We start from the raw sequence: 21,525 nt of genomic DNA, 5'->3' as shown, positions 1-21,525 counted from the left end.
GCAGCGTGCGGCACATGGGAAGGCGGGAAAGGGACCGACTTGCGCATTCTGACCACGCAAGCCCTGTGGCCGGGGAAAGGGGGGCGAGGAGATGGCGGCGCCGATCGCACACGGGCCCACCGGCCGCGAAGGATGCGGCCGGTTCCGGAACGTTCAGTGCAGCACGACCGGCTGCAGCATCAGCGAAGAGAAGCGTTCGATGTAGGCGTCGATGTCCTCGATGGTCGGCGAACCTTCGATCAGGGCTTCGACCCCCTGCTTGAAGCTCTCGGCCAGCGCCCCTTCGATGTAGATCTCCTTGCGCTTGAACTTGTCGACGATCTCGTAGCCACCGCGCGTCAGCCCTGCGTCGTCGCCCTCGGACGCCGGCGTCATGGCAGGCACCTCGAACTCCACCACGGCGAAGTTGTCGGAGTTGTAAAGCATTTGCATGGACCTTGCTCCTTCGTTGAAAGGCCACCGTGGCGGACGCCCGGGGGTCCCAGACGTCATCTACGTGGGTCCTGCCCCGCAAGTTTCAAGCCATCTCCGCGCTCATGGGCTTGTACCTCCTTATCGGCCAGGCGTGTCCCCGCTTGAGCGCAGTCATGGGCGCGATGTCCCCGATTGCAACAACAGTTCCAAGGGGTCACTCCGGCCGTCGGTCAGCCGCGCCCGCACGGGCAGATGGTGACGCTGGGGGTCCAGCCAGATCTCGGCGACCGTGTCGTCCGGATCGTCCGGTTCGCGTGTCAGCTTCACCGCCTGTACCGTGCGGCCTTCGAGCTGGACCGTCTGCAGGCCTTGCGAACGCAAGGTCCAGACGTCGAGGTTGCCGCGAGCGCCGACGACTCGCAGCACCACCGCCGCGCCGGCACGGACGCGGTCCGGGTCGGCCTGCGCAATGGCCGGCAATTGCACCATCCAGCTGAGCCGGTCCTGCACGCCGGGCACCAGCGGCCGCTGCGTCGAACGGCCCGTGAAGGTGATCTTGCCCGCTGCGCGGTCGAACACCGCTGCCTGCTCGGCGCGGCGCAGCCGGCGATCGGTGAAACGCTGTGGCGCCAGGCCGGTGGGGTCGGTGCGGCCACGGCTGACCTGTGTCAGCACGGCCCCGATCACCACCACCTTGCCTTCGAGCTTCAGCTGGTAGGTCGAGGCTAGCGGCCGCCAGCTCAACTCGCCGGTGCCGCTGAGCGCCCCGCGTTGCAACGCGTACGTCCAGGTGAAGGCGGGGGGCAGACGCGTCGAGTAGACGGGAGTCGGCGCAAGCTCCGGCGGTGCGGCGCCGGAGCTTGCAGCCCAGCCAAGCGCCGCCACTGTCAGCAGGTCGCGGCGTCGGTGCGAGACGCATGGGCCCGAGCGCCTCACTGTCGGCACGCTGGCTCCGCCTCTCTACAATCGCGGGCTCCCTGGACTTCCTCCACGCACATGAAGCTCGCCACCTACAAGGACGGCTCGCGCGACGGGCAACTGGTCGTCGTTTCGCGGGACTTGAGCATGGCTCATTATGCGACGGGCATCGCGACCCGGCTGCAGCAAGTCCTGGACGACTGGAACTTCCTCTCGCCGCAGCTGCAAGACCTCTATCAGGCGCTGAACCAAGGCAAGGCAAGGCATGCCTTCGCGTTCGACCCGGCGCTGTGCATGGCGCCGTTGCCGCGGGCCTACCAGTGGGCCGACGGCTCGGCCTACCTGAACCATGTGGAGCTGGTGCGCAAGGCGCGCGGCGCCGAAGTGCCGGAAAGCGTCTACACCGAGCCGTTGATGTACCAGGGCGGCAGCGACGACTTCCTCGGGCCGTGCGACGACATCGTGGTGGCGAGCGAGGACTTCGGCATCGACTTCGAAGCAGAGATCGCCGTCATCACCGGCGACGTACCGATGGGTGCGTCGCCCGACGAGGCGCTCGAAGGCATCCGCCTCGTGATGCTCGCGAACGACGTGTCGCTGCGCCACCTGATCCCCGCCGAGCTGGCGAAAGGCTTTAGCTTCTTCCAGAGCAAGCCGGCCACGGCGTTCAGCCCGGTCGCCGTGACACCCGACGAGCTCGGCACCGCCTGGCAAGGCGGCCGCGTTCACCTGGCGCTGCAATCGACGTGGAACGGCAAGAAGGTCGGCTTGTGCGACGCCGGACCCGAGATGCAATTCCACTTCGGGCAGTTGATCTCTCATGTCTGCAAGACGCGCAATGTCCGCGCCGGCACTGTCGTGGGCAGCGGCACGGTCAGCAACAAGGACGGGTCGCACGGCTATTCCTGCATCGCCGAGAAGCGGGCGATCGAGACCCTCGAGCATGGGGCACCGAAAACCGAATTCATGCGCCATGGCGACACCATCCGCATCGAGATGAAGGGACTGGACGGGCAATCGATGTGCGGAGCCATCGAACAAAAGGTTGCACCGTTTCGGTGAATCTGCGACCGAACTTGGGGAATCGAGCCACGACTGTTGCGCCGCAGCATCAGATTTAGAGGTTAGGGGGGGTGTCCCTAGTGAATCTGACCAGGGACAGTCGATTTTCCTTTTTACAATTTTGTGACACGGCCCCTACGATCCGTGCCGGGTCGTAGTCCCCGTCCCAAACCCTGTCTAAAGGAAATTTCTACATGAAACGTCTCGCTCTCGCGGCCGCTCTCGCCAGCCTGTTCGCCGCCCCCGCTTTTGCGCAAAGCAGCAACGTGACCATCTACGGTCGCATGAACACCTCCATCGAGCACATCAAGGTCGGTGACGGCGAGTCGCAAGGCCAGATGGTCAACAACGCCTCGCGTCTGGGCTTCAAGGGCTCGGAAGACCTCGGCGGCGGCCTGAAGGCGAACTTCCTGCTCGAGCATCGTCTCGGTTCGGACAACGGCACCGTCACCGGCGACTTCTGGTCCGGCGACAGCTGGGTCGGCCTGTCGGGCAACTTCGGTGAAATTCGTCTGGGCCGCCAGACCAGCGCCGCCTACTATGCGACGGCCGACTACGTCAGCCTGCACAACCACGACACCGGCACCTCTGCCGACGCGCTGTACAGCCTGGGCTTCCAGAGCTGGGCCACCAACAACAAGTTCAGCTACATCACCCCGAGCTTCGGCGGCGCGGTCGGTGAAGTCCAGTACGGCTTGGGCGAAGGCGGCGAGCACTCGCTCGACCTGGCCGTCAACTACGCGGTCGGCCCCCTGCAACTGGGCGCTGGCTACACCAAGGTGGCCGAGGACACCCAGTTCGCGCTGCGCGGCCTGTACACCATCGGCGACTTCACCTTCGGCGGCTACTACCAGCGTGCCTCCATGGACGAGACCTTCGCTGACGACGGCGATGCCAACATCTTCCGTCTGTCGGGCATGTACGTCCTGGGCGCGTCGGAGTTCCACCTGAACGTCGGCTTGGCCGGCGACGTGGGCGACACCGACGACTCCGGTGCCAAGCAGTACACGCTGGCCTACAACTACAACCTGTCCAAGCGCACCAAGCTGTACGCCTTCGCGACGAAGATCTCCGCCGACAGCGCCAATCCCTACACGGACGACTTCCGCTCGTTCGCCCTGGGTCTGCGCCACAACTTCTGATCGGCGTTTCACCCGGTCTGAACGACAAACGGCCCCCGCGGGGGCCGTTTTTCATGCATGTCGATCGTGCCAGGTCAGGGATAGGGAATGAACTCGCTCTCGCCCGGCACCGGCGCAAAGGCTTGCGGGTCCTGCCGGCTCCACGCTTGCACTGCTTCGTCGATGCGCGCCTGCCGGCTGTTGACGAAGTTCCAGCGCATGTGGCGCGGGGTCTCGGGCGTGTTCTCGGGCCCGAGGTCGAGCGGCTCGCCGCCGATCAGCAGGGCCTGCGTCTTCTCGAGCGCACGCAGGCGCACCGGCCGCGCCGGCAGCACCAGCATCTCGCCGGTGTCGACCGGCTCGCCGTCGACACTGAGCGCACCGGAGGCGACATAGATCGCCCGCTCGGCGTGGTCCGGCGGCACCTCGATGCTGCTGCCGAAGGGCATTTCGGCCGCCACATACAAGGTGGCGCTGCGCACCGGCACCGGTGAACGCCGCCCGAAGGCCTCGCCCGCAACGACGCGCAGCTGCACGCCGTGCGCCTCGATCAGCGGCAACTCGTCGGCCCCGACATGCACGAAGGCCGGTTCGGCCTCCTCGTCGGCCAGCGGCAACGCCATCCAGGTCTGGATGCCGTGCAGGCGGTGCCCGGCGGCGCGCTGCGCCGGAGGCGTGCGCTCGGAATGCACGATGCCGCGGCCGGCGACCATCCAGTTGACCTCGCCCGGCAGGATGTCGCGCAGGGTGCCCAGGCTGTCGCGATGCGCGATGGCGCCTTCGAACAGATAGGTGACGGTGGCCAGCCCGATGTGCGGGTGCGGGCGCACGTCCATGCCCTGGCCGGGCGCGAAGTCGGCCGGGCCGATGTGGTCGAAGAAGACGAAGGGGCCGACGGCCCGCATCGCGGCAGCCGGCAGCAACTGTCGCACCGTCAGGCCTTCGCCGAGTGACTTGGCATGCGACTTCAGTCGTATCGGTCCCATGGTGTATTTCTCCTGGCCCTGAACTCCCGCGTCGTGCATCGAGTTTCAAACGACCCACCGGCAAACAGCTGCTATGGTGCCTGAGCCTCACACCACCATTGCATCATGAGTGACTTCCCTCGCACGCTCAAGATCTTCACAGTCTGGGCGATGCTCGGCCTGGCGGTGTTTCTCGGCTTCCAGGCCCTGGAAGCGCGGCAGCAACGCACGCGCTTCGAATGGAACGGCGACACCGTGACGCTGCGGCGCGCAGCCGACCGGCACTATCACTGGCCGGGCCGCATCAACGGCGTCGAGGTCGATTTCCTGGTCGACACCGGCGCGACCAGCACGGCGGTGCCGCAGGCCGTCGCGCGCGCCGCAGGACTGCGCGAGCAGGGCAGCGTGCGATCGAGCACCGCCGGCGGTGTCGTGACCGGCGCCATCGCGCAGGCCGACATCAGCCTGGAAGGCGGCGTCGAGGCACGTCGGTTGCGCGTCGTGGTGTTGCCCGGGCTGGAGCACGCCTTGCTTGGCATGGACGTGCTCGGACGGCTGCACCTCAGCCAGCGCGGCGACGAACTGACCGTCGATCTGGGCCAGCAGTGACGCCCACTCGCGCTTGCCCGACTGGCCGGCACGCCGGTCGCGGAGCACAATCCGCCGAACGAACAAGGAGACACCATGAGCGACGCGTTGCAAGGCATCGGCAAGCTGGTCCCCGGCTTTGATTTTCTGCAAGGGCTGGTCAAGAGTGCCGGCACCGCGCTGCCCAACTTCACGCAGTGGGTGGCGCCGACGCTGAACCCGGAAGAGCTCGAAAAGCGCATCGGCGAACTGCGCACCGTGCAGTTCTGGCTGGAGCAGAACGCCCGCATGCTGGGCGCGACGATCCAGGCCATGGAAGTGCAGCGCATGACGTTGTCGACGCTGCAGACGATGAACGTGCCGGTCGAGGCGTTGCGCGAATCGCTGAAGGTGCCGGTGCCGGACGCCCCCGGCACCCCGGCTGCCGAGGCCTCGGCGCCCGCCGCAGCGGGCAAGAAAACGACCGGGCGCAAGCCGACCAAGGAGACGACCGCGCCGAAGGGCGACGCGGCCGCCGGCGCGGTCGATCCGATGCAGTGGTGGGGTGCATTGACCAAGCAGTTCACGACGCTGGCCACCAGCACGATGACGGAAGCACTGAAGGACACGGCCAGCGAATCCGCCAGCCGGCTCGCGACCAACCTCATGAAGCAATCGTTCAGCACCGCGGAGGAAACGCTGCGCAAGACGATGGAGCCGGCCCGCAAGGTGGCCGCAGCCGCCGGCAAGCGGGCCTCCGGGGCGCGCGCCAAGACCGGCAAGCCGCGCGCCGCCGCGTCGAAGCCACCCGCAAAAACCTGAACCGGACCTCGCCCTTGCGCCTGCCGCGGCACGGGCGGGGCACACTGAGACATGAACACCTTCCTGCATGCCCACGCCATGCACCCCGACTGGCGCATGGCGCTGTCGCTCGTGCTGGCACAACTGGACGGCCAGCGCGGCCGCCCCGGCGCCGTGGCACAGCCCACGCTGGGCTGGCTCTACCTGACGGACCACCACGCCGCGCAAGCCGAACAGATCCTCGCTCATCTGACGGAGCGGCACCCGGGCACGGCCTGGGTCGGTGCGGTCGGCGTCGGCGTGATGGGTTGCGGCGTCGAATACTTCGACGAACCGGCCTTGAGCGTGATGCTCGGCGACCCGCCGCGCGACAGCTTCCGCGTGTTCTCGGGCGTGCGGCCGCTACCGCAGCAGTTCGCCGCCCACGCGGCACAGGTGCACGCCGACCCGGGCACGCCCGACATGGACGACCTGGTCGGCGAGCTGGCCGCACGCACGGCCAGCGGCTACCTGTTCGGCGGCCTGGCCGCGGCCCGCACGCGCACGCTGCACGTCGCGGACGAGGTGTTCACCGGCGGCTTGTCGGGGGTTGCTTTCGATGCCTCGGTGCCGTTGATCTCGCGCGTGACGCAAGGTTGCCGCCCGGTCGGTCCCGCGCGTCGCATCACCCGCGTGGAGCGCAACGTCGTCGCCACGCTCGACGACGAGCCGGCGCTCGATTGCCTGCTGCGCGACCTGGCCGTCGACCCGGCGGAGCCGCGCAAGGCGCTGCCGCGTCTGCAGACCACGTTGGTGGGCCTGAGCGATGCCGCCACGCTGTCGATCTCGCGCGCCGGGCAGTTCGGCGTGGACACGCGTGTCAGGCATCTGATCGGCATCGACCCGCGCGAGCGTGGCATCGCGGTCGCCGACCAGCCCGAGACCGGCATGCAGCTGGCGTTCTGCTCACGCGACGCCGAAGCGGCGCGCCGCGACCTGGTGCGCATCTGCACCGAGATCCGCGAAGAACTCGAACCGGAATCGCTGCCCGTCGAAGCCGCTGCCGCATTCGCACGGCAGGCGGCTGGCGGCGAGCCGCAAGGCGCGCCCCTGGGCGGGCGGCGCATCGCCGGCGCGGTGTATGTGAGCTGCGCCGGGCGCGGCGGGCCGCATTTCGGCGGCTCGTCGGCCGAACTGCAGATCGTGCGCCACGCGCTCGGCGACGTGCCGCTGACCGGGTTCTTCGCGGGCGGCGAGATCGCCCGCCACCACCTGTACGGCTATACCGGTGTGCTGACGGTGTTCACGGCCGAATAGACCCGGCACCAGCTTGGCGTCGGTGCTGCAGCAGCCCGACCCAGATGAGCACGCCGGCGCAAAGCTCGAGGCCTTCTTCCCAGGCCGACCGCAGCGCGGACAAAGCTGGACTGAACTGGATGCCGAAGTCCTCCAGCAGCACGTTCTGCGACCGGTCGATCAGCTTCGACAACACCAGCGTGGCCCAGAACACGATGACCGTGACCGCCACCGGGTCGCGCTGCCGCAGGCCGCGCAGCACCGGGAGGCCATAGCGCAGCAGCAGGTAGACCATGGCGTACGCCGCCGGCCCGATCACCGCAAGCGCTGCCAATTTCTGCTGCAGGGGTGCCGCACCGAGATAGAAGCTGACCTTCAGCGTGCTGACGCCGGTCCAGGCCTTGTGCAGGTCGAGTTCGCGCGCGCCGAAGGCGCACAGCACGACGGACAGTGCCACCGCCAGCGCGGCCGGCATGCTGCGCCCGCGCACGAACCACAACGCCACGGCGGTGACGAAGTACAGCGTCGCGGAGGCAATCTCGACCGGCCCGTCTTCCGACATCAGTGCCATCACCTGCGGCGGCGGCAGCGCAGCCCACAGCACCAGCGCCGCGGCGGCGAAAACGAGCACGAACCACAGCGACACGAAGGGGCGGGAAACGGGCGACAGGGAAACAGGCGGCATGGGCTGGCGCAGCAGACGTGAAAGTGCCAAAGTGTAGTGAGCCCCGGCCCGAACGGCGGAACCCGGTGCTGCCCGAGAGGTCGAAATGTCAATGCGACTGACTTGCTCCACCCCTTCGTTCGTGGCCTGCCTCGTCTGTGCCGCCGCGCTGGCCGTCGGCCCCGCGATAGCGGCCGAAGGCGAGCGCGCCCCGCAAACCGTTTACCAACAGCGCCTGCCCGATGGGCGCATCGTCTTCTCCGACCGGCCGGAGCCCGGCGCCGTGACCGAGCGCAACTGGAGCTTCGTGCCCGACGACCCGGTGCAGGCCGCCGCACGCCGTGAAGCGGCGCGCGCCGAAGCGAACGAGATCCACCAGCGGGTCCAGCGTGCCGCCGACTACCGCCAGCAACTCGACAACGAACTGGAGATCGAGCGGATGCGACGCGCCCAGGCACTGGCCCTGCTGGAAGCCGAGCGCGAGCGCACCGCGCGCCAACTGGCGGAACAGACGCCGCCAGCCGTGGTGATCCCCGGCTGGCACCGGCCCTGGCTACCTGGCGTACGCCCTGCGCCGCGCCCGCCCTGGGAGCCGCGGCCGTGGTCGGCACCGGCCGCCCGGCCCGCCGACAAGCCGGCCTCGCTGAACGTGCCGCGCCGGTGATCGGGCTGATCGGCATCAAACCCGGCACTTTTGTTCCCAGGTCAAAACCGACATGACGTCGCACGGGGCACATCTTCAGCCCGGTCTCAGCTTGCGCGCATTACAGTGCGACCGATTCGAGATGCCGCTGGCCGAGACCGGCGGCCGATGAGGAGACCCCACGATGAATGCCCCCCTGCCGCCCGCCGCGGCGCTGTCCGGGCCCGGTGATGCCGCGGCCGCCGAGCCCGGGCGCCGGGAACGGCAAGCGGCTGTCGTGGCCGCGTTGTCGGCCGTGCTGCCCGCCCATGCGCTGCTGTGGCGGCGCGAGGACACCGTGCCGTATGAGTGCGACGGCTTGACCGCCTACCGGGAGCAACCGCTCGTGGTGGCGTTGCCCGAGACCGAAGCCCAGGTGGCCGCCGTGCTGCGGGCCTGCCATGCCTTGCGCGTGCCCGTGGTGGCGCGCGGCGCCGGCACCGGCTTGAGCGGCGGCGCCCTGCCGCACCGCCTCGGCGTGACCCTCAGCCTGGCCAAGTTCAACCGGATCCTCAAGGTCGACCCGTATGCACGCACCGCCGTCGTTCAAGGCGGCGTGCGCAACCTGGCGATCAGCGAGGCTGCGGCACCCTACGGCCTGTACTACGCGCCCGACCCGAGCAGCCAGATCGCCTGCACGATCGGCGGCAACGTCGCCGAGAACTCGGGCGGCGTGCACTGCCTGAAGTACGGCCTGACGGTGCACAACGTGTCGAAGGTGCGCGGCTACACGGTCGAAGGCGAGCCGCTGGAACTCGGTGGCGACGCACTCGACGCGCCGGGCCTGGACCTGCTGGCGCTGTTCGTCGGCAGCGAGGGCATGCTGGGCGTGGTGACCGAGGTCACCGTGAAGCTGGTGCCGAAACCGCAGCTGGCGCGCTGCATCATGGCCAGCTTCGACGACATCCGCAAAGCCGGCGACGCGGTGGCCAATGTCATCGCTGCCGGCATCATCCCGGCCGGGCTGGAGATGATGGACAAGCCGATGACGGCCGCCGTCGAGGATTTCGTGCAGGCCGGCTACGACCTCGGTGCCGAGGCGATTCTGCTGTGCGAGAGCGACGGCACGCCCGAGGAGGTGAACGAGGAGATCGGTCGTATGGTCGACGTGCTCGTCGGTGCAGGCGCCACCCGTGTCGAAGTGAGCCGCGACGAAGCCCAGCGGCTGAAGTTCTGGAGCGGGCGCAAGAACGCCTTTCCTGCCAGCGGGCGCATCAGCCCCGATTACATGTGCATGGATTCGACGATCCCGCGCAAGCGGCTGGCCGACATCCTGATCGCGATCGGCGAGATGGAGAAGAAGTACGGGCTGCGCTGTGCCAACGTGTTCCACGCGGGAGACGGCAACCTGCATCCGCTGATCCTGTTCGACGCCAACGACGCCGACCAGCTGCACCGCTGCGAATTGTTCGGCGCCGACATTCTGGAAACCAGCGTTGCGCTCGGTGGCACCATCACCGGCGAGCATGGGGTCGGTGTCGAGAAGCTGAGTTCGATGTGCGTGCAGTTCACGCCCGAGGAGCTGGAGCAGATGCGGGGGGTGAAGCGGGCGTTCGATCCGCTCGAGCTGCTGAATCCCGGGAAAGTGGTGCCCACGCTGAATCGCTGCGCGGAGTACGGGAAGATGGTGGTGCGCAAGGGCTTGATGGCGTTTGCGGACATTCCGCGGTTCTGACGTGATGACGTCGCACAGCAAGGGCCACCCCGTGACGAATCACCCCGAACTGGATCCCCTGGTCGACCGGATCAGGTCCGCCACCGCAACCGGCACCCCACTGCGTATCCAGGCAGGCGGCACCAAACCCTTCTACGGCAACCCCGTCGACGCGGCCGCCGCCCTCGACGTTCGGCCCTTCCGGGGCATTACCAGCTACGAGCCGAGCGAACTGGTGATCACCGCCCGCTGCGGCACCCCGCTTGCCGAACTCGAGGCGGTGCTGGCGGACAAAGGCCAGTGCCTGCCCTTCGAGCCCCCGCACTTCGCGCCAGGAAGCACCGTCGGCGGCATGGTCGCCGCCGGCCTTTCGGGCCCATCGCGTGCGGCGGTCGGCGCGGTACGCGACTACATGCTCGGCGCAACGCTGCTGAACGGCAAAGGCGAAGTGCTCAGCTTCGGTGGCCAGGTGATGAAAAACGTCGCAGGCTACGACGTCTCGCGCCTGCTCGCCGGCTCGCTCGGTTCGCTGGGCGCGATCCTCGAGGTGTCGCTGAAGGTGCTGCCGACAGCGCCTGCGACGGCGACCGTGCGCTTCGAGATGGACCAGGCCACCGCGATCCAGCGGCTCAACGAATGGGGCGGCAGGCCGCTGCCGATCAATGCGAGCGCCTGGTGGGACGGCATGCTGGTGCTGCGGCTGCGCGGCGCGGCGGCGGCTGTCGACGCCGCCATGCAGTGGCTGGGCGGCGAGCCGATCGCCGCCCCTCAGGCCGACGACTTCTGGCAGGGCCTGCGCCATCACACCGACGAATTCTTCGCCAAGGCCAAGGCGGCCGTCGATGCCGGCGGCAGCTTGTGGCGGCTGTCGGTGGCGTCCACGGCAAAACCGCTGCAACTGTCCGGCGAACAACTGATCGAATGGGGCGGCGCGCAACGCTGGTTGTGCACCACCATGCCGGCGGGCACGATGCGCGAGGCCGCACGCCAGGCCGGCGGCCACGCCACGCAGTTCTACGGGCGTGACCGCAGTGCCGGCAGCTTCGCGCCGTTGGGCGCACCGCTGGATCGCATCCACCGCGAGCTGAAAAAGGCCTTCGACCCGGCCGGCATCTTCAACCCCGGCCGCCTCTACCCGGGCCTATGACCCGGACGACCGAGACATGCAAACCCATCTCGCCCCCGAATTCCAGGACACGCCGGAAGGCCGCGAGGCCGAAGCCATCCTGCGCAAGTGCGTGCACTGCGGCTTCTGCACCGCCACGTGCCCGACCTACCAACTGCTCGGCGACGAACTCGACGGCCCGCGCGGGCGCATCTACCTGATGAAGCAGGTGCTCGAGGGTCAACCGGTGACGCGCAGCACGCAGCTGCACCTGGACCGCTGCCTGACCTGCCGCAACTGCGAGTCGACCTGCCCTTCCGGGGTGCAGTACGGCGCACTGGTCGACATCGGCCGCCAGATCGTCGAGGAACGCGTCGAGCGGCCGGCTGGCGAGCGCCTGGTGCGCGCGGCGCTCAAGGAAGGCCTGACCTCACCGCTGTTCGGCCCGGCGATGAAGCTCGGCCAGCTGGTGCGGCCGCTGCTGCCGGCCAGGCTGAAGCACAAGGTGCCGCCGAAAGACCGCTCGGCCCGGGCCCACCAGTGGCCCACGCGCCGGCACGACCGCAAGGTGCTGATGCTGACCGGCTGCGTGCAGCCGGCCATGATGCCCAACATCAACAGCGCCACCGCGCGCGTGCTCGACGCCGCGGGCATCCAGACCGTGGTCGCCGACGGCGCCGGCTGCTGCGGCGCGATCCGCGCCCATTTGAACGACCATGACGGCGGGCTGGCCGACATGCGCCGCAACATCGATGCGTGGTGGCCGCTGGTCGTGCGCGGCGAGGTCGAGGCGATCGTGATGAACGCCTCCGGCTGCGGTGTCACAGTGAAGGAATACGGCCACCACCTGCAACACGACCCGCAGTACGCCGAGCAAGCCCGACGCATCAGCGAGTTGACCAAGGACCTTTCCGAGCTGCTGCCGGAACTGGTACCGAAACTCAAGCCTCGCCTGGCCCTTCCCCGCGCGGCCAAGGAACGGGCAGAGGGTGCGGCCTCCTCAGCCGCCCCCAGGAAACGCCTGGCGTTCCACCCGCCCTGCACCTTGCAGCATGGGCAGCAGCTGCGCGGCGGCGTCGAGGCCGGCCTGCGCGAGCTCGGCTTCGACGTGCAGCTGGCCGCGGGCGAGGCGCACCTGTGCTGCGGCTCGGCGGGAACCTATTCGGTGCTGCAGCCCGAGCTCGCGTACCAGCTGCGCGACCGCAAACTGTCGCATCTGGCGCCGCTGGAGGCGCAGACCATCGTCTCGGCCAACATCGGCTGCATCCAGCACCTGCGGACCGGGACCACCACGCCGGTGCGGCACTGGGTGGAGGTACTGGACGACGCCCTGACCTGAAGGCCGCCCGGTCGGGATTTGTCCTACGCGGGCCGGCGGGCCCGGCCGACAGGCGTGACATGGCGTCCGCATGCAAAGTGGAGCTGTCGGGGAAGGCCCCGTCGTTTCTACATTGCAGAAAGGACTCACCATGAACCGAGACCAAGTCAAGGGACGCACCGAGCAGGCCAAGGGCAAGGTGAAGGAAGTCACCGGCCGGGCGATCGACAGTGAACGTCTGGAAGCCAAGGGCCGCGTGCAGAAAACCGCGGGCGACGTGCAGGGTGATTACGGTGATGCCAAGGAGCGGGTGAAGGACGCCTTCGACCGCCGCCATTGACCGGGCGCACCGAGTGACATCGCTCATCGCTTCCGAAGGCGCGGCGCGCGCCCATACCGAGCCGCCGCCGCCTTCCGTGCCGCCGCCCCCGCCGCCGCCGGTGGAGGTGCCACCAGGCCCGGAGCCTGCGGCACCGGACATCGAGGATCCGCCTCCGCCCGACAACCCGGTGCCGATCCACGAGCCGCCCACGATGCCGCCGCCGATGCTGTAGCGGCCGGCATCTACCCTGGAGACCTTTGATGACCCTGCATCACGACGCCTCTCCCCAGCAGCGGCTGTGGGAGATGATCCGCGACATTCGCTACGGCATGCTGACCACCCGCCACACCGATGGCCAGTTGCGCTCCCGCCCGATGACGACGCAGAACCGCTCCATCGACGAGGGCGCGATCCTGTGGTTCTTCGTCGCGCTCGACACCGAACCGGCAATGGACCTGAAGGACGATGGCGCCATCAATGTCTCGTACGCCGACCCGCACAAGGACTGCTATGTCTCGATTGCAGGCTACGGTCGCTTCGTCGACGACCCGGCCAGGAAGCAGGAGCTGTGGTCGACTGCGAACGAGGCCTGGTTCCCGAACGGACCGGGCGACGCCAATGTCGGTCTGCTCGCCGTCCACATCGATCACGCCGAATACTGGGATGTGACGGCGAGCAAGATGACCCAGCTGTTCAAGATGGCCAAGGCCGCCGCGACCGGCCAGCGTCCCCTGGACCTGGGTGAGCATCGCGAAGTCCCCCTGCGGCCGCATTGAGCCGAAGAAAAAGCCGCACACTGCTCGTGACAGCGTGCGGCTCAAGGTCCCCGCCGGGACACCGCGGGGCCGAGTCACAACGGATTTACGCGCCCGCGCTCAACGCTCGCGGCCGGCACGCCAGGCGGCGAGCAGCTTGTCGTAGGCGATGGTCTGGCCTTGCGGTTTCTCGTTCGCCAGCTTCTTCCACGGTGCGCCCTTGTCGCTCAGCCATTTGTCGGCCGACTGCTTCTTGTTGAGCTTGGGCGGGCAGTGTTCCATGCCGGCGCGCTCCAGGCGGGCCATCACCTGGTCCATCTCTTCGGCCAGGTTGTCCATCGCGGCCTGCGGCGTCTTTTCGCCAGTCACCGCGGTGGCCACGTTCTTCCACCACAGCTGTGCCAGCTTCGGGTAGTCAGGCACGTTGCCGCCGGTCGGCGTCCACGCCACGCGGGCCGGGCTGCGATAGAACTCAACCAGGCCGCCGAGCTTGGGCGCCATGTCGGTCATGGCCTTCGACTGGATGTCGCTCTCGCGGATCGGGGTCAGGCCGACGACGGTCTTCTTCAGCGACACGGTCTTCGCCGTCACGAACTGCGCGTACAGCCAGGCGGCGGCGGTGCGGTTCGCATCGTGGTCCTTGAAGAAGGTCCACGAACCGACGTCCTGGTAGCCGTTCTGCATGCCCTGCTTCCAGTACGGGCCGTTGGGACCGGGCGCCATGCGCCACTTCGGCGTCCCGTCGGCGTTGACCACCGGCAGGCCCGGCTTGGTCATGTCGGCGGTGAAGGCGGTGTACCAGAAGATCTGCTGCGCGATCTGGCCCTGGGCCGGCACCGGGCCGGCTTCGCCGAAGGTCATGCCCATGGCTTCCTTGGGCGCGTACTTCTTCATCCAGTCGATGTACTTGGTCAGTGCATAGACGGCCGCGGGCGAGTTGGTGGCGCCGCCGCGCTGCACCGAGGCGCCGACCGGCGTGCACTTGTCTTCGGCGACGCGGATGCCCCATTCGTCGACCGGCAGGCCGTTCGGGATGCCCTTGTCGGCGGTACCGGCCATCGACAGCCAGGCGTCGGTGAAGCGCCAGCCGAGCGACGGGTCCTTCTTGCCGTAGTCCATGTGGCCGTAGATCGGCTTGCCGTCGATCTGCTTCACGTCATTGGTGAAGAAGTCGGCGATGTCCTCGTAGGCGCTCCAGTTCAGCGGCACGCCGAGGTCATAGCCGTACTTGGCCTTGAACTTGTCCTGCAGGTCCTTGCGCTCGAACAGGTCGGCGCGGAACCAGTACAGGTTGGCGAACTGCTGGTCGGGCAGCTGATAGAGCTTGCCGTCCGGCGCCGTCGTGAAGCTGGTGCCGATGAAGTCCTTGAGGTCCAGCCCGGGGTTGGTGTAGTCCTTGCCGGCGCCCTTCATGTAGTCGGACAGCGGCAGGATCTTGCCGTAGCGGTAGTGCGTGCCGATCAGGTCGGAGTCGCTGATCCAGCCGTCGTAGATCGAACGGCCCGACTGCATCGAGGTCTGCAGCTTCTCGACCACGTCGCCTTCCTGGATCAGGTCGTGCTTGACGGTGATGCCGGTGATCTCGGTGAAAGCCCGGGCCAGGGTCTTGGCCTCGTACTCGTGCGTGGTGATGGTCTCGGAAACGACCGAGATCTCCTTCACGCCCTTGGCCTGCAGCTTCTTGGCGGCGTCGATGAACCACTTCATCTCGGCCATCTGCTGGTCCTTGCTCAGGGTCGACGGCTGGAATTCGCTGTCGATCCACTTCTTCGCCTCGGCCTCGCCCGCCCAGGCCTGCTGGCCGATCGCCAGGGCCATCGCGGCAAAGGCCACTGCGCTCAAGCGCTGCTTCATTGAAGTCTCCTCATGAGAATAGTTCTTCCCGGTGCGCACAAAAGAACACAGGCCGCGGGAAGCTCCGGCCCGAATTCTGGAGATCCTCGTCAGCCTTTGCGCATGACGAATGCGAGAACGGCCATCGAAAACACGAAGCTGACCCACACCGAGGGCTCCTCTTCCAGGGAGAACCACTCCATCACGTGTTCGGCCAGGCCCACCCAGGCCAGGTTGATGTAGGCCGCCGTCAGCAGCCCGATGAACAGGCGGTCGCCGCGCGTGGTTTCGATCGGCAGAAAGCCCTTGCGCGACGTCGTCGGCGACTTGATCTCCCAGACCGTCATGCCGGCCAGCATCAGTGCGATGCAGGTGAAAAATACCGCCACCGGCAGTGTCCAGACCATCCAATCAAACATTTCATCGACTCCTTGTCCAGATCACACGCGGCCCATCGCGAACCCCTTCGCGATGTAGTGGCGCACGAACCAGATCACGATGGCGCCCGGCACGATGGTCAGCACGCCGGCAGCGGCCAGCAGCGCCCAGTCCATGCCGGAGGCCGAGACCGTGCGTGTCATCGTCGCAACGATGGGCTTGGCGTTCACGCTGGTCAGCGTGCGCGCCATCAGCAGCTCGACCCAGCTGAACATGAAGCAGAAGAACGCCGCCACGCCGACACCGGCCTTGATCAGCGGCAGGAAGATCTTGAAGAAGAACTTCGGGAACGAATAGCCGTCGATGTAGGCCGTCTCGTCGATCTCGCGCGGGATGCCGCTCATGAAGCCTTCGAGGATCCACACCGCCAGCGGCACGTTGAACACCAGGTGCGCCAGCGCCACCGCGAGGTGCGTGTCCATCAATCCCAGCGTCGTGTAGAGCTGGAAGTACGGCAGCAGGAACACCGCTGCCGGTGTCATGCGATTGGTCAGCAGCCAGAAGAACACGTGCTTGTCGCCGAGGAAGCGGTAGCGCGAGAACGCATAGGCGGCCGGCAGGGCGACGCACACCGAGATCACGGTGTTGATCGCCACGTAGATCAGCGAGTTGATGTAGCCCGAGTACCAGGACTCGTCGGTGAAGATGCGCACGTAGTTCGCCAGCGTGAACTCGTGCGGCCACAACGTGAAGCCGCTCAGGATCTCGTTGTTCGTCTTGAACGACATGTTGACCATCCAGTAGATCGGCAGGATGGCGAACAGCAGATAGGCGACGAGGAACAGCGTGCGCTTGCGGAAGGCGGTGCCCACCTTGGCCTCCTGTCGTGCGGGTTGGCGAACGACCGGCGCAGCGGCGCCGGGTTGCGACGGGTCGGCGACGAGTTCAGGCATGGCCGGCCTCCTGGGGGTTCTGGGTGCCGACACGCTGCATCCAGTTGTAGAGGATGAAGCACAGCAGCAGGATGATGAGGAAATAGATCAGCGAGAAGGCGGCGGCGGGCCCGAGATCGAACTGGCCAACGGCCTTCTGCGTCAGGTACTGGCTGAGGAAGGTCGTGGCATTGCCCGGGCCACCGCCGGTAAGCACGAACGGCTCGGTGTAGATCATGAAGCTGTCCATGAAGCGCAGCAGCACCGCGATCATCAGCACGCCACGCATCTTGGGCAGCTGGATGTAGCGGAACACCGCGAACTTCGACGCACCGTCGATGCGCGCCGCCTGGTAGTACGCGTCGGGGATCGACCGCAGGCCGGCGAAGGCCAGCAGCGCCACCAGCGGCGTCCAGTGCCACACGTCCATCACGAGCACGGTGATCCACGCGTCGGTCGCATTGCCGGTGTAGCTGTAGTCCACGCCGAACTTGGCCAGCGTCGCGCCGAGCAGGCCGATGTCGGTGCGCCCGTAGATCTGCCAGATGGTGCCGACCACGTTCCAAGGGATCAGCAGCGACAGCGCCACCAGCACCAGCACCAGCGACGCCTTCCAGCCCTGGGCCGGCATCGACAGCGCCAGCGCGATGCCGAGCGGAATCTCGACCGCCAGCACCGCCAGCGAGAAGGTCAGCTGGCGCCACAGCGCGGCATGCAGCTCCTCGTCGCGCATCACCATCGCGAACCATTCGGTGCCGACGAACACGCGCCGCTCCGGCGAGATGATGTCCTGCACCGAATAGTTCACCACCGTCATCAGCGGCAGCACGGCCGAGAAGGCCACGCAGATGAAGACCGGCAGCACGAGCAGCCAGGCCTTCTGGTTGATGGGTTTCATCGTTGGTCTCCGTCGCGGCGCATCAGGCGATGCGCAGGTCGTTCTTGTAGAAGCAGGTGTGGGCGCCGACGACCGACCACCACACCGTGTCGCCGACCCGAGGGGCCGGTCGCTCGGGCGTCAGGCGGGCCTTGATCGTCGCGGCCTGTGCGCCGTCGCCGACGCGGCCGGTGACCAGCCAGTGCGTGCCGATGTCCTGCGCCTGCGTGATCTGCACCGGCACGGCATGCGCATCGCCGGCTGCCGCCGGCGCGACGTACTCGGGCCGCACGCCCAGCGTCAGCTCCTGCGCCTGCTGCAGTGCCTCCGCGCGGTTCTCGGGCACCGCCACGCTCAAGGCGCCGATCTGCAGCCGGCCTTCGGTGTAGCGGGCCGGCAGGAAGTTCATGCCCGGCGAGCCGATGAAGTGACCGACGAAGGTGTGCTCGGGCCGCTCGAACAACTGGTCGGCCGACCCCACCTGCACGGCCTTGCCCCGCGTCATCACGACCACCTCGTCGGCGAAGGTCAGCGCCTCGACCTGATCGTGTGTGACATACACCAGCGTGAGCTTCAGCTCGTGATGGATCTGCTTGAGCTTGCGGCGCAGCTGCCACTTCAGGTGCGGGTCGATGACCGTCAGCGGTTCGTCGAACAGCACGGCCGACACGTCTTCGCGGACCAGGCCCCGGCCGAGCGAAATCTTCTGCTTCGCGTCGGCCGCCAGGCCGGCCGCACGCTGGTCGAGCTGGCCGCTCATCTCCAGCATCTCGGCGATCTGGCCGACGCGCTGCTTGATGCGCTCGGGCGCGACGCCGCGGTTGCGCAGCGGGAAGGCCAGGTTCTGGGCCACCGTCATCGTGTCGTAGACGACCGGGAACTGGAACACCTGCGCGATGTTGCGCTGCTGCGGGCTCAGGCGCGTGACGTCGCGGTCGCCGAAGCTGACCGTGCCGTGCGACGGCTGCAGCAGGCCGGAGATGATGTTCAGCAAGGTGGTCTTGCCGCAGCCCGACGGACCCAGCAGCGCATAGGCGCCGCCGTCGCGAAAGCTCATCTTCAAAGGCAGCAGCGCATAGTCTTCGTCGCGCTGCGGGTCGGTCTTGTACGAATGGGCGAGGTCGAGGTCGATGCGGGCCATGGTCAGGCTCCCCGGGTCGGCGCGACCAGCAACTGGCCCGCCTCGTCGAACACGTAGACCTGCGTCGGGTGCATGTACAGCGTCACCGACGCACCGAGATCGAAGTAGTGCACGCCGGTGAGTTGCGCGACCAGCTCGCCCACCGCAGTGTCGACGTGCACGAAGGTGTCGGAGCCGGAGATCTCGGCCAGTTCCACCTTGCCAGGCAGCGCCACGTCACCTTCACGCGGATGGACTCGCAAGGCACTGGCACGCACGCCGATCGTCAGCTTGCTCGAGCCCGGGGCCGGCAGCGGTACCGACACCTGCACATTGGCCGGCAGCTGCACGCCGATGGTGGTGGCCTCGCCGGCCACCAGGTTCATCGGCGGGTCGCTGAAGGCACGCGCCACGCGGATCGACTTCGGCCGGTGGAACACCTCGGCCGTGGGCCCGTACTGCAGCAGTTCGCCGGCGTCCATCACGGCGGTATAGCCGCCGAGCAGCAAGGCTTCGGTCGGCTCGGTGGTGGCGTACACCACGGTCGAGTCGCCGGTGGCGAACAGGTGGGTCAGTTCCTCGCGCAGTTCCTCGCGCAGCTTGTAGTCCAGGTTCACCAGCGGCTCGTCGAGCAGCATCAGCGGCGCCTTCTTCGCCAGTGCACGGGCCAGCGCGACCCGCTGCTGCTGCCCGCCGGACAACTCGGCCGGGTAACGCTGCAGGAAGGGGTCGATGTGCAGCTTCTCGGCCAGCGCCTGCACCTGCGGCGCGACGTTGATCTCGCCGCGCAGCTTCATCGGCGAGGCAATGTTGTCGTACACCCTCATCGACGGGTAGTTGATGAACTGCTGGTAGACCATCGCGACGTTGCGCTGGCGCACCGGGGTGCCGGTGACATCGCGCCCGTCGACCCGCACCCGGCCCTTGCTGGGCGCATCGAGCCCGGCCATCACGCGCATCAGGCTGGTCTTGCCGGCCTGCGTCGCGCCCAGCAGCACGGTGACAGCGCCAGGCTGCAGCGCCAGGTCCATCGGGTAGAGATGGGTCTGTGCACCCACCTGCTGTTCGATGCGCTCAAGCATCAGTTGCATGTCGTCTCCATCGCTCTCTCATCTCTCGCGTTCTAGCGGACGCCAGCGGCCAGCGTGGCCGGTTGCGTCGGTTCGTGTGCACGTTCGAACCAGCGCGACACCGCCTCGCGCTGGCTCGCGCTCATGTGCAGGCCGAGCTTGGTGCGCCGCCACAGCACGTCGTCGCCGGTGCGCGCCCATTCGTGCTGGCTCAGGTAGTGCAGTTCGGCTTCGTGCAGGTGGGGGGCGATCTCCTCGCCCAGGTCCGACAGCCGCTGCGCACGGCCCACGATCAGGTCGATGCGGCCGCCGTAGTTGCGCGCCAGGCGCCGCCGCAGCACCGGCGGCAGCCACGGATGACGCTGGCCGAGCGCCTGGTCGAAGCGCTCGAAATCGACATCGGGGCGCTGCGGCGCGCCGATGTAGGCGCTCAGGTCGCCGCCCGGCAGCAACTCTCCGGCCGTCCAGCCGATCGACGGATGGTTCAGCACCGGACACAGCAGGTCCGCGGCCTCCTCGGCCAGCTTGCGGAAGGTCGTGATCTTGCCGCCCCACACCGACAGCAGCGGTGCCGCGGGCCGCTTGCTGCCGTCTTCGTTCGACTGCTGGGTGCTGACGTCGAGCAGGTAGTCGCGCGTCACGGCCGACGGGTCGCCCGATGCGTCGTCGAGCAGCGGGCGCACGCCGGAATACGTCCAGACGACGTCCTCGCGCCGCACCGGCTTGGCGAAGTAGCGGCTGGCCTGCTCGCACAGGTAGCCGATCTCGCTGTCGTCGATGCGCGCCTCGCCGACGGCGCCATGGTGCTCGACGTCGGTCGTGCCGATCAGCGTGTAGTCCTGCTCATAGGGGATCGCAAAGATGATGCGCTTGTCGGGGTTCTGGAAGATGTAGGCCATCGGGTGGTCGAACATCTTCTTCACCACGATGTGACTGCCCTTGACCAGCCGCAGTCCCTTGGTGCCGCGCTGGTGCGCCTGCTCGCGCAGGAACTGCTCGGTCCAGGGGCCGGCTGCATTGACCAGCACGCGGGCGGTGACCTTGGTGTGCTCGCCGCCGGGCCCTTCGAGCACCGCCTGCCATCCGGTCGTGCCGCGCCGTGCCTCGATGCAGCGCGTGCGCGTGTGGATGCGTGCGCCGCGCTGCTGCGCGTCGAGCAGGTTCAGCACCACCAGGCGTGCGTCGTCGACCCAGCCGTCCGAATAGACGAAGCCCTTGGTGTAGACGGGTTTCAGCGGCTCGCCCGCCTCGTGCATGCGCAGGTCGACGGTGGCCGAGCCCGGCAGCACCTCGCGGCGCGCCAGGTGGTCGTAGAGGAACAGGCCCGCGCGGATCATCCACACCGGGCGCAGCGAGCGGTCGTGCGGCATCACGAAACGCAGCGGCCACATGATGTGCGGGGCGCTCTTGAGCAGCACCTCGCGCTCGATGAGTGCCTTGCGCACCAGAGAGAACTCGTAGTACTCGAGGTAGCGCAGGCCGCCGTGGATCAGCTTGGTCGACGACGACGAGGTGTGCTGCGCGAGATCGTCCTTCTCGCACAGCACGACGCGCAGGCCGCGGCCCGCGAGGTCGCGTGCGATGCCGGCACCATTGATGCCGCCGCCGACGACAAGCACGTCGCAGCTCGCGTCGGCGGCAGGTCCGGCAGCCGACGCGTTTGCGCGGGCATGCATGGCAAGAGGCTCGGTC

22 protein-coding genes are annotated in these 21,525 nt (G+C 67.7%); 11 read left to right on the top strand and 11 right to left on the bottom strand.

The features are described from left to right. Positions 1-153 precede the first annotated feature (153 nt). Together M8A51_RS19115 and M8A51_RS19110 are read right to left on the bottom strand one after the other, a co-directional pair. Positions 154-432 (bottom strand): BTH_I0359 family protein, encoded by a 279-nt coding sequence (locus M8A51_RS19115; protein ID WP_251780127.1) that lies wholly within the window; start codon positions 430-432, stop codon positions 154-156. 153 nt (positions 433-585) lie between these two features. Beyond that, on the bottom strand, positions 586-1,359 hold the full coding sequence (locus tag M8A51_RS19110; RefSeq protein ID WP_251780126.1) for a DUF3108 domain-containing protein: 774 nt from the start codon (positions 1,357-1,359) through the stop codon (positions 586-588). 51 nt (positions 1,360-1,410) lie between these two features. On the opposite strand from M8A51_RS19110, the gene M8A51_RS19105 reads away from it, so the two are divergent. Further along, positions 1,411-2,394, top strand: a complete 984-nt coding sequence (locus M8A51_RS19105; protein WP_251780125.1) for a fumarylacetoacetate hydrolase family protein — start codon at positions 1,411-1,413, stop codon at positions 2,392-2,394. A gap of 194 nt (positions 2,395-2,588) precedes the next feature. Beyond that, positions 2,589-3,536, top strand: coding sequence for a porin (locus tag M8A51_RS19100; RefSeq protein ID WP_251780124.1), 948 nt, complete (start codon positions 2,589-2,591; stop codon positions 3,534-3,536). 74 nt (positions 3,537-3,610) lie between these two features. Here the strand turns inward: M8A51_RS19100 and M8A51_RS19095 are convergent, their stop codons facing one another. Beyond that, a complete protein-coding gene (locus tag M8A51_RS19095) occupies positions 3,611-4,501 on the bottom strand; it encodes a pirin family protein (protein ID WP_251780123.1) in 891 nt (296 codons plus the stop codon). A gap of 105 nt (positions 4,502-4,606) precedes the next feature. Between M8A51_RS19095 and M8A51_RS19090 the strand changes: the two genes are divergently transcribed. The 3 genes from M8A51_RS19090 (at position 4,607) to M8A51_RS19080 (ending at position 7,144) form a co-directional block, all read left to right on the top strand. Continuing rightward, complete coding sequence (locus M8A51_RS19090) at positions 4,607-5,089, top strand: retropepsin-like aspartic protease family protein (protein ID WP_251780122.1); 483 nt, start codon at positions 4,607-4,609, stop codon at positions 5,087-5,089. 75 nt (positions 5,090-5,164) lie between these two features. Then, entirely contained in the window at positions 5,165-5,869 is a 705-nt protein-coding gene (locus M8A51_RS19085) for a PhaM family polyhydroxyalkanoate granule multifunctional regulatory protein (protein WP_251780121.1), read from the top strand. Between the two features lie 51 nt (positions 5,870-5,920). Next, complete coding sequence (locus M8A51_RS19080) at positions 5,921-7,144, top strand: FIST signal transduction protein (protein WP_251780120.1); 1,224 nt, start codon at positions 5,921-5,923, stop codon at positions 7,142-7,144. Here M8A51_RS19080 and M8A51_RS19075 read toward each other — a convergent pair. Then, positions 7,131-7,808: a hypothetical protein gene (locus tag M8A51_RS19075; protein ID WP_251780119.1), complete on the bottom strand. Its 678-nt coding sequence runs from the start codon at positions 7,806-7,808 to the stop codon at positions 7,131-7,133. The two genes, M8A51_RS19080 and M8A51_RS19075, sit on opposite strands and share 14 nt — an antisense overlap. An 85-nt stretch (positions 7,809-7,893) precedes the next feature. Here M8A51_RS19075 and M8A51_RS19070 point away from each other — a divergent pair, with 85 nt between their 5' ends. The 6 genes from M8A51_RS19070 (at position 7,894) to M8A51_RS19045 (ending at position 13,644) form a co-directional block, all read left to right on the top strand. Continuing rightward, complete coding sequence (locus M8A51_RS19070; protein WP_251780118.1) at positions 7,894-8,451, top strand: hypothetical protein; 558 nt, start codon at positions 7,894-7,896, stop codon at positions 8,449-8,451. Positions 8,452-8,614: 163 nt separating this feature from the next. Then, complete coding sequence (locus M8A51_RS19065) at positions 8,615-10,144, top strand: FAD-linked oxidase C-terminal domain-containing protein (protein ID WP_251780117.1); 1,530 nt, start codon at positions 8,615-8,617, stop codon at positions 10,142-10,144. Positions 10,145-10,175: 31 nt separating this feature from the next. Next, positions 10,176-11,270, top strand: coding sequence for a glycolate oxidase subunit GlcE (glcE, locus tag M8A51_RS19060; RefSeq protein ID WP_251780116.1), 1,095 nt, complete (start codon positions 10,176-10,178; stop codon positions 11,268-11,270). A gap of 16 nt (positions 11,271-11,286) precedes the next feature. Then, positions 11,287-12,567 carry a glycolate oxidase subunit GlcF gene (glcF, locus tag M8A51_RS19055; RefSeq protein WP_251780115.1) on the top strand — a complete coding sequence of 427 codons (1,281 nt, stop codon included), beginning with the start codon at positions 11,287-11,289 and terminating at the stop codon, positions 12,565-12,567. A 130-nt stretch (positions 12,568-12,697) separates the two neighbouring features. After that, on the top strand, positions 12,698-12,886 hold the full coding sequence (locus M8A51_RS19050; protein ID WP_251780114.1) for a CsbD family protein: 189 nt from the start codon (positions 12,698-12,700) through the stop codon (positions 12,884-12,886). A gap of 242 nt (positions 12,887-13,128) precedes the next feature. After that, the gene (locus M8A51_RS19045) at positions 13,129-13,644 is read left to right on the top strand and encodes a pyridoxamine 5'-phosphate oxidase family protein (protein WP_251780113.1); all 516 of its coding nucleotides are present in this window, start codon (positions 13,129-13,131) and stop codon (positions 13,642-13,644) included. Positions 13,645-13,743: 99 nt separating this feature from the next. Here M8A51_RS19045 and M8A51_RS19040 read toward each other — a convergent pair whose 3' ends face one another. From M8A51_RS19040 to glpD, 7 genes are all read right to left on the bottom strand, one after another. Next, a complete protein-coding gene (locus M8A51_RS19040; protein WP_251780112.1) occupies positions 13,744-15,477 on the bottom strand; it encodes an ABC transporter substrate-binding protein in 1,734 nt (577 codons plus the stop codon). 89 nt (positions 15,478-15,566) lie between these two features. Then, positions 15,567-15,875, bottom strand: a complete 309-nt coding sequence (locus M8A51_RS19035; protein ID WP_251780111.1) for a DUF2160 domain-containing protein — start codon at positions 15,873-15,875, stop codon at positions 15,567-15,569. 21 nt (positions 15,876-15,896) lie between these two features. Continuing rightward, on the bottom strand, positions 15,897-16,787 hold the full coding sequence (locus tag M8A51_RS19030; RefSeq protein WP_251780110.1) for a carbohydrate ABC transporter permease: 891 nt from the start codon (positions 16,785-16,787) through the stop codon (positions 15,897-15,899). Next, on the bottom strand, positions 16,780-17,664 hold the full coding sequence (locus tag M8A51_RS19025; protein WP_251780109.1) for a carbohydrate ABC transporter permease: 885 nt from the start codon (positions 17,662-17,664) through the stop codon (positions 16,780-16,782). The genes M8A51_RS19030 and M8A51_RS19025 overlap by 8 nt, the downstream gene beginning before the upstream one ends. Positions 17,665-17,686: 22 nt before the next feature. Continuing rightward, positions 17,687-18,784: an ABC transporter ATP-binding protein gene (locus M8A51_RS19020; RefSeq protein ID WP_251780108.1), complete on the bottom strand. Its 1,098-nt coding sequence runs from the start codon at positions 18,782-18,784 to the stop codon at positions 17,687-17,689. A 2-nt stretch (positions 18,785-18,786) separates the two neighbouring features. Next, a complete protein-coding gene (locus tag M8A51_RS19015; RefSeq protein ID WP_251780107.1) occupies positions 18,787-19,854 on the bottom strand; it encodes an ABC transporter ATP-binding protein in 1,068 nt (355 codons plus the stop codon). A 32-nt stretch (positions 19,855-19,886) separates the two neighbouring features. After that, a complete protein-coding gene (gene glpD / locus M8A51_RS19010; protein WP_251780218.1) occupies positions 19,887-21,509 on the bottom strand; it encodes a glycerol-3-phosphate dehydrogenase in 1,623 nt (540 codons plus the stop codon). Positions 21,510-21,525 lie beyond the last annotated feature (16 nt).

The organism is Caldimonas mangrovi (assembly GCF_023721835.1).
Taxonomy (GTDB): domain Bacteria; phylum Pseudomonadota; class Gammaproteobacteria; order Burkholderiales; family Burkholderiaceae_C; genus Caldimonas; species Caldimonas mangrovi.
Note: the sequence above shows the minus strand (reverse complement) of the source record. Positions and strands in the feature narration are given on the sequence as shown.

Excerpts from the sequence above, each read along its gene's own strand:
- M8A51_RS19115 (WP_251780127.1), bottom strand. The coding sequence starts at position 432 with ATGCAAATGCTTTACAACTCCGACAACTTCGCCGTGGTGGAGTTCGAG.
- M8A51_RS19105 (WP_251780125.1), top strand. The coding sequence starts at position 1,411 with ATGAAGCTCGCCACCTACAAGGACGGCTCGCGCGACGGGCAACTGGTC.
- M8A51_RS19100 (WP_251780124.1), top strand. The coding sequence starts at position 2,589 with ATGAAACGTCTCGCTCTCGCGGCCGCTCTCGCCAGCCTGTTCGCCGCC.
- M8A51_RS19095 (WP_251780123.1), bottom strand. The coding sequence starts at position 4,501 with ATGGGACCGATACGACTGAAGTCGCATGCCAAGTCACTCGGCGAAGGC.
- M8A51_RS19090 (WP_251780122.1), top strand. The coding sequence starts at position 4,607 with ATGAGTGACTTCCCTCGCACGCTCAAGATCTTCACAGTCTGGGCGATG.
- M8A51_RS19085 (WP_251780121.1), top strand. The coding sequence starts at position 5,165 with ATGAGCGACGCGTTGCAAGGCATCGGCAAGCTGGTCCCCGGCTTTGAT.
- M8A51_RS19080 (WP_251780120.1), top strand. The coding sequence starts at position 5,921 with ATGAACACCTTCCTGCATGCCCACGCCATGCACCCCGACTGGCGCATG.
- M8A51_RS19075 (WP_251780119.1), bottom strand. The coding sequence starts at position 7,808 with ATGCCGCCTGTTTCCCTGTCGCCCGTTTCCCGCCCCTTCGTGTCGCTG.
- M8A51_RS19070 (WP_251780118.1), top strand. The coding sequence starts at position 7,894 with ATGTCAATGCGACTGACTTGCTCCACCCCTTCGTTCGTGGCCTGCCTC.
- M8A51_RS19065 (WP_251780117.1), top strand. The coding sequence starts at position 8,615 with ATGAATGCCCCCCTGCCGCCCGCCGCGGCGCTGTCCGGGCCCGGTGAT.
- glcF (WP_251780115.1), top strand. The coding sequence starts at position 11,287 with ATGCAAACCCATCTCGCCCCCGAATTCCAGGACACGCCGGAAGGCCGC.
- M8A51_RS19050 (WP_251780114.1), top strand. The coding sequence starts at position 12,698 with ATGAACCGAGACCAAGTCAAGGGACGCACCGAGCAGGCCAAGGGCAAG.
- M8A51_RS19045 (WP_251780113.1), top strand. The coding sequence starts at position 13,129 with ATGACCCTGCATCACGACGCCTCTCCCCAGCAGCGGCTGTGGGAGATG.
- M8A51_RS19040 (WP_251780112.1), bottom strand. The coding sequence starts at position 15,477 with ATGAAGCAGCGCTTGAGCGCAGTGGCCTTTGCCGCGATGGCCCTGGCG.
- M8A51_RS19035 (WP_251780111.1), bottom strand. The coding sequence starts at position 15,875 with ATGTTTGATTGGATGGTCTGGACACTGCCGGTGGCGGTATTTTTCACC.
- M8A51_RS19030 (WP_251780110.1), bottom strand. The coding sequence starts at position 16,787 with ATGCCTGAACTCGTCGCCGACCCGTCGCAACCCGGCGCCGCTGCGCCG.
- M8A51_RS19025 (WP_251780109.1), bottom strand. The coding sequence starts at position 17,664 with ATGAAACCCATCAACCAGAAGGCCTGGCTGCTCGTGCTGCCGGTCTTC.
- M8A51_RS19020 (WP_251780108.1), bottom strand. The coding sequence starts at position 18,784 with ATGGCCCGCATCGACCTCGACCTCGCCCATTCGTACAAGACCGACCCG.
- M8A51_RS19015 (WP_251780107.1), bottom strand. The coding sequence starts at position 19,854 with ATGCAACTGATGCTTGAGCGCATCGAACAGCAGGTGGGTGCACAGACC.
- glpD (WP_251780218.1), bottom strand. The coding sequence starts at position 21,509 with ATGCATGCCCGCGCAAACGCGTCGGCTGCCGGACCTGCCGCCGACGCG.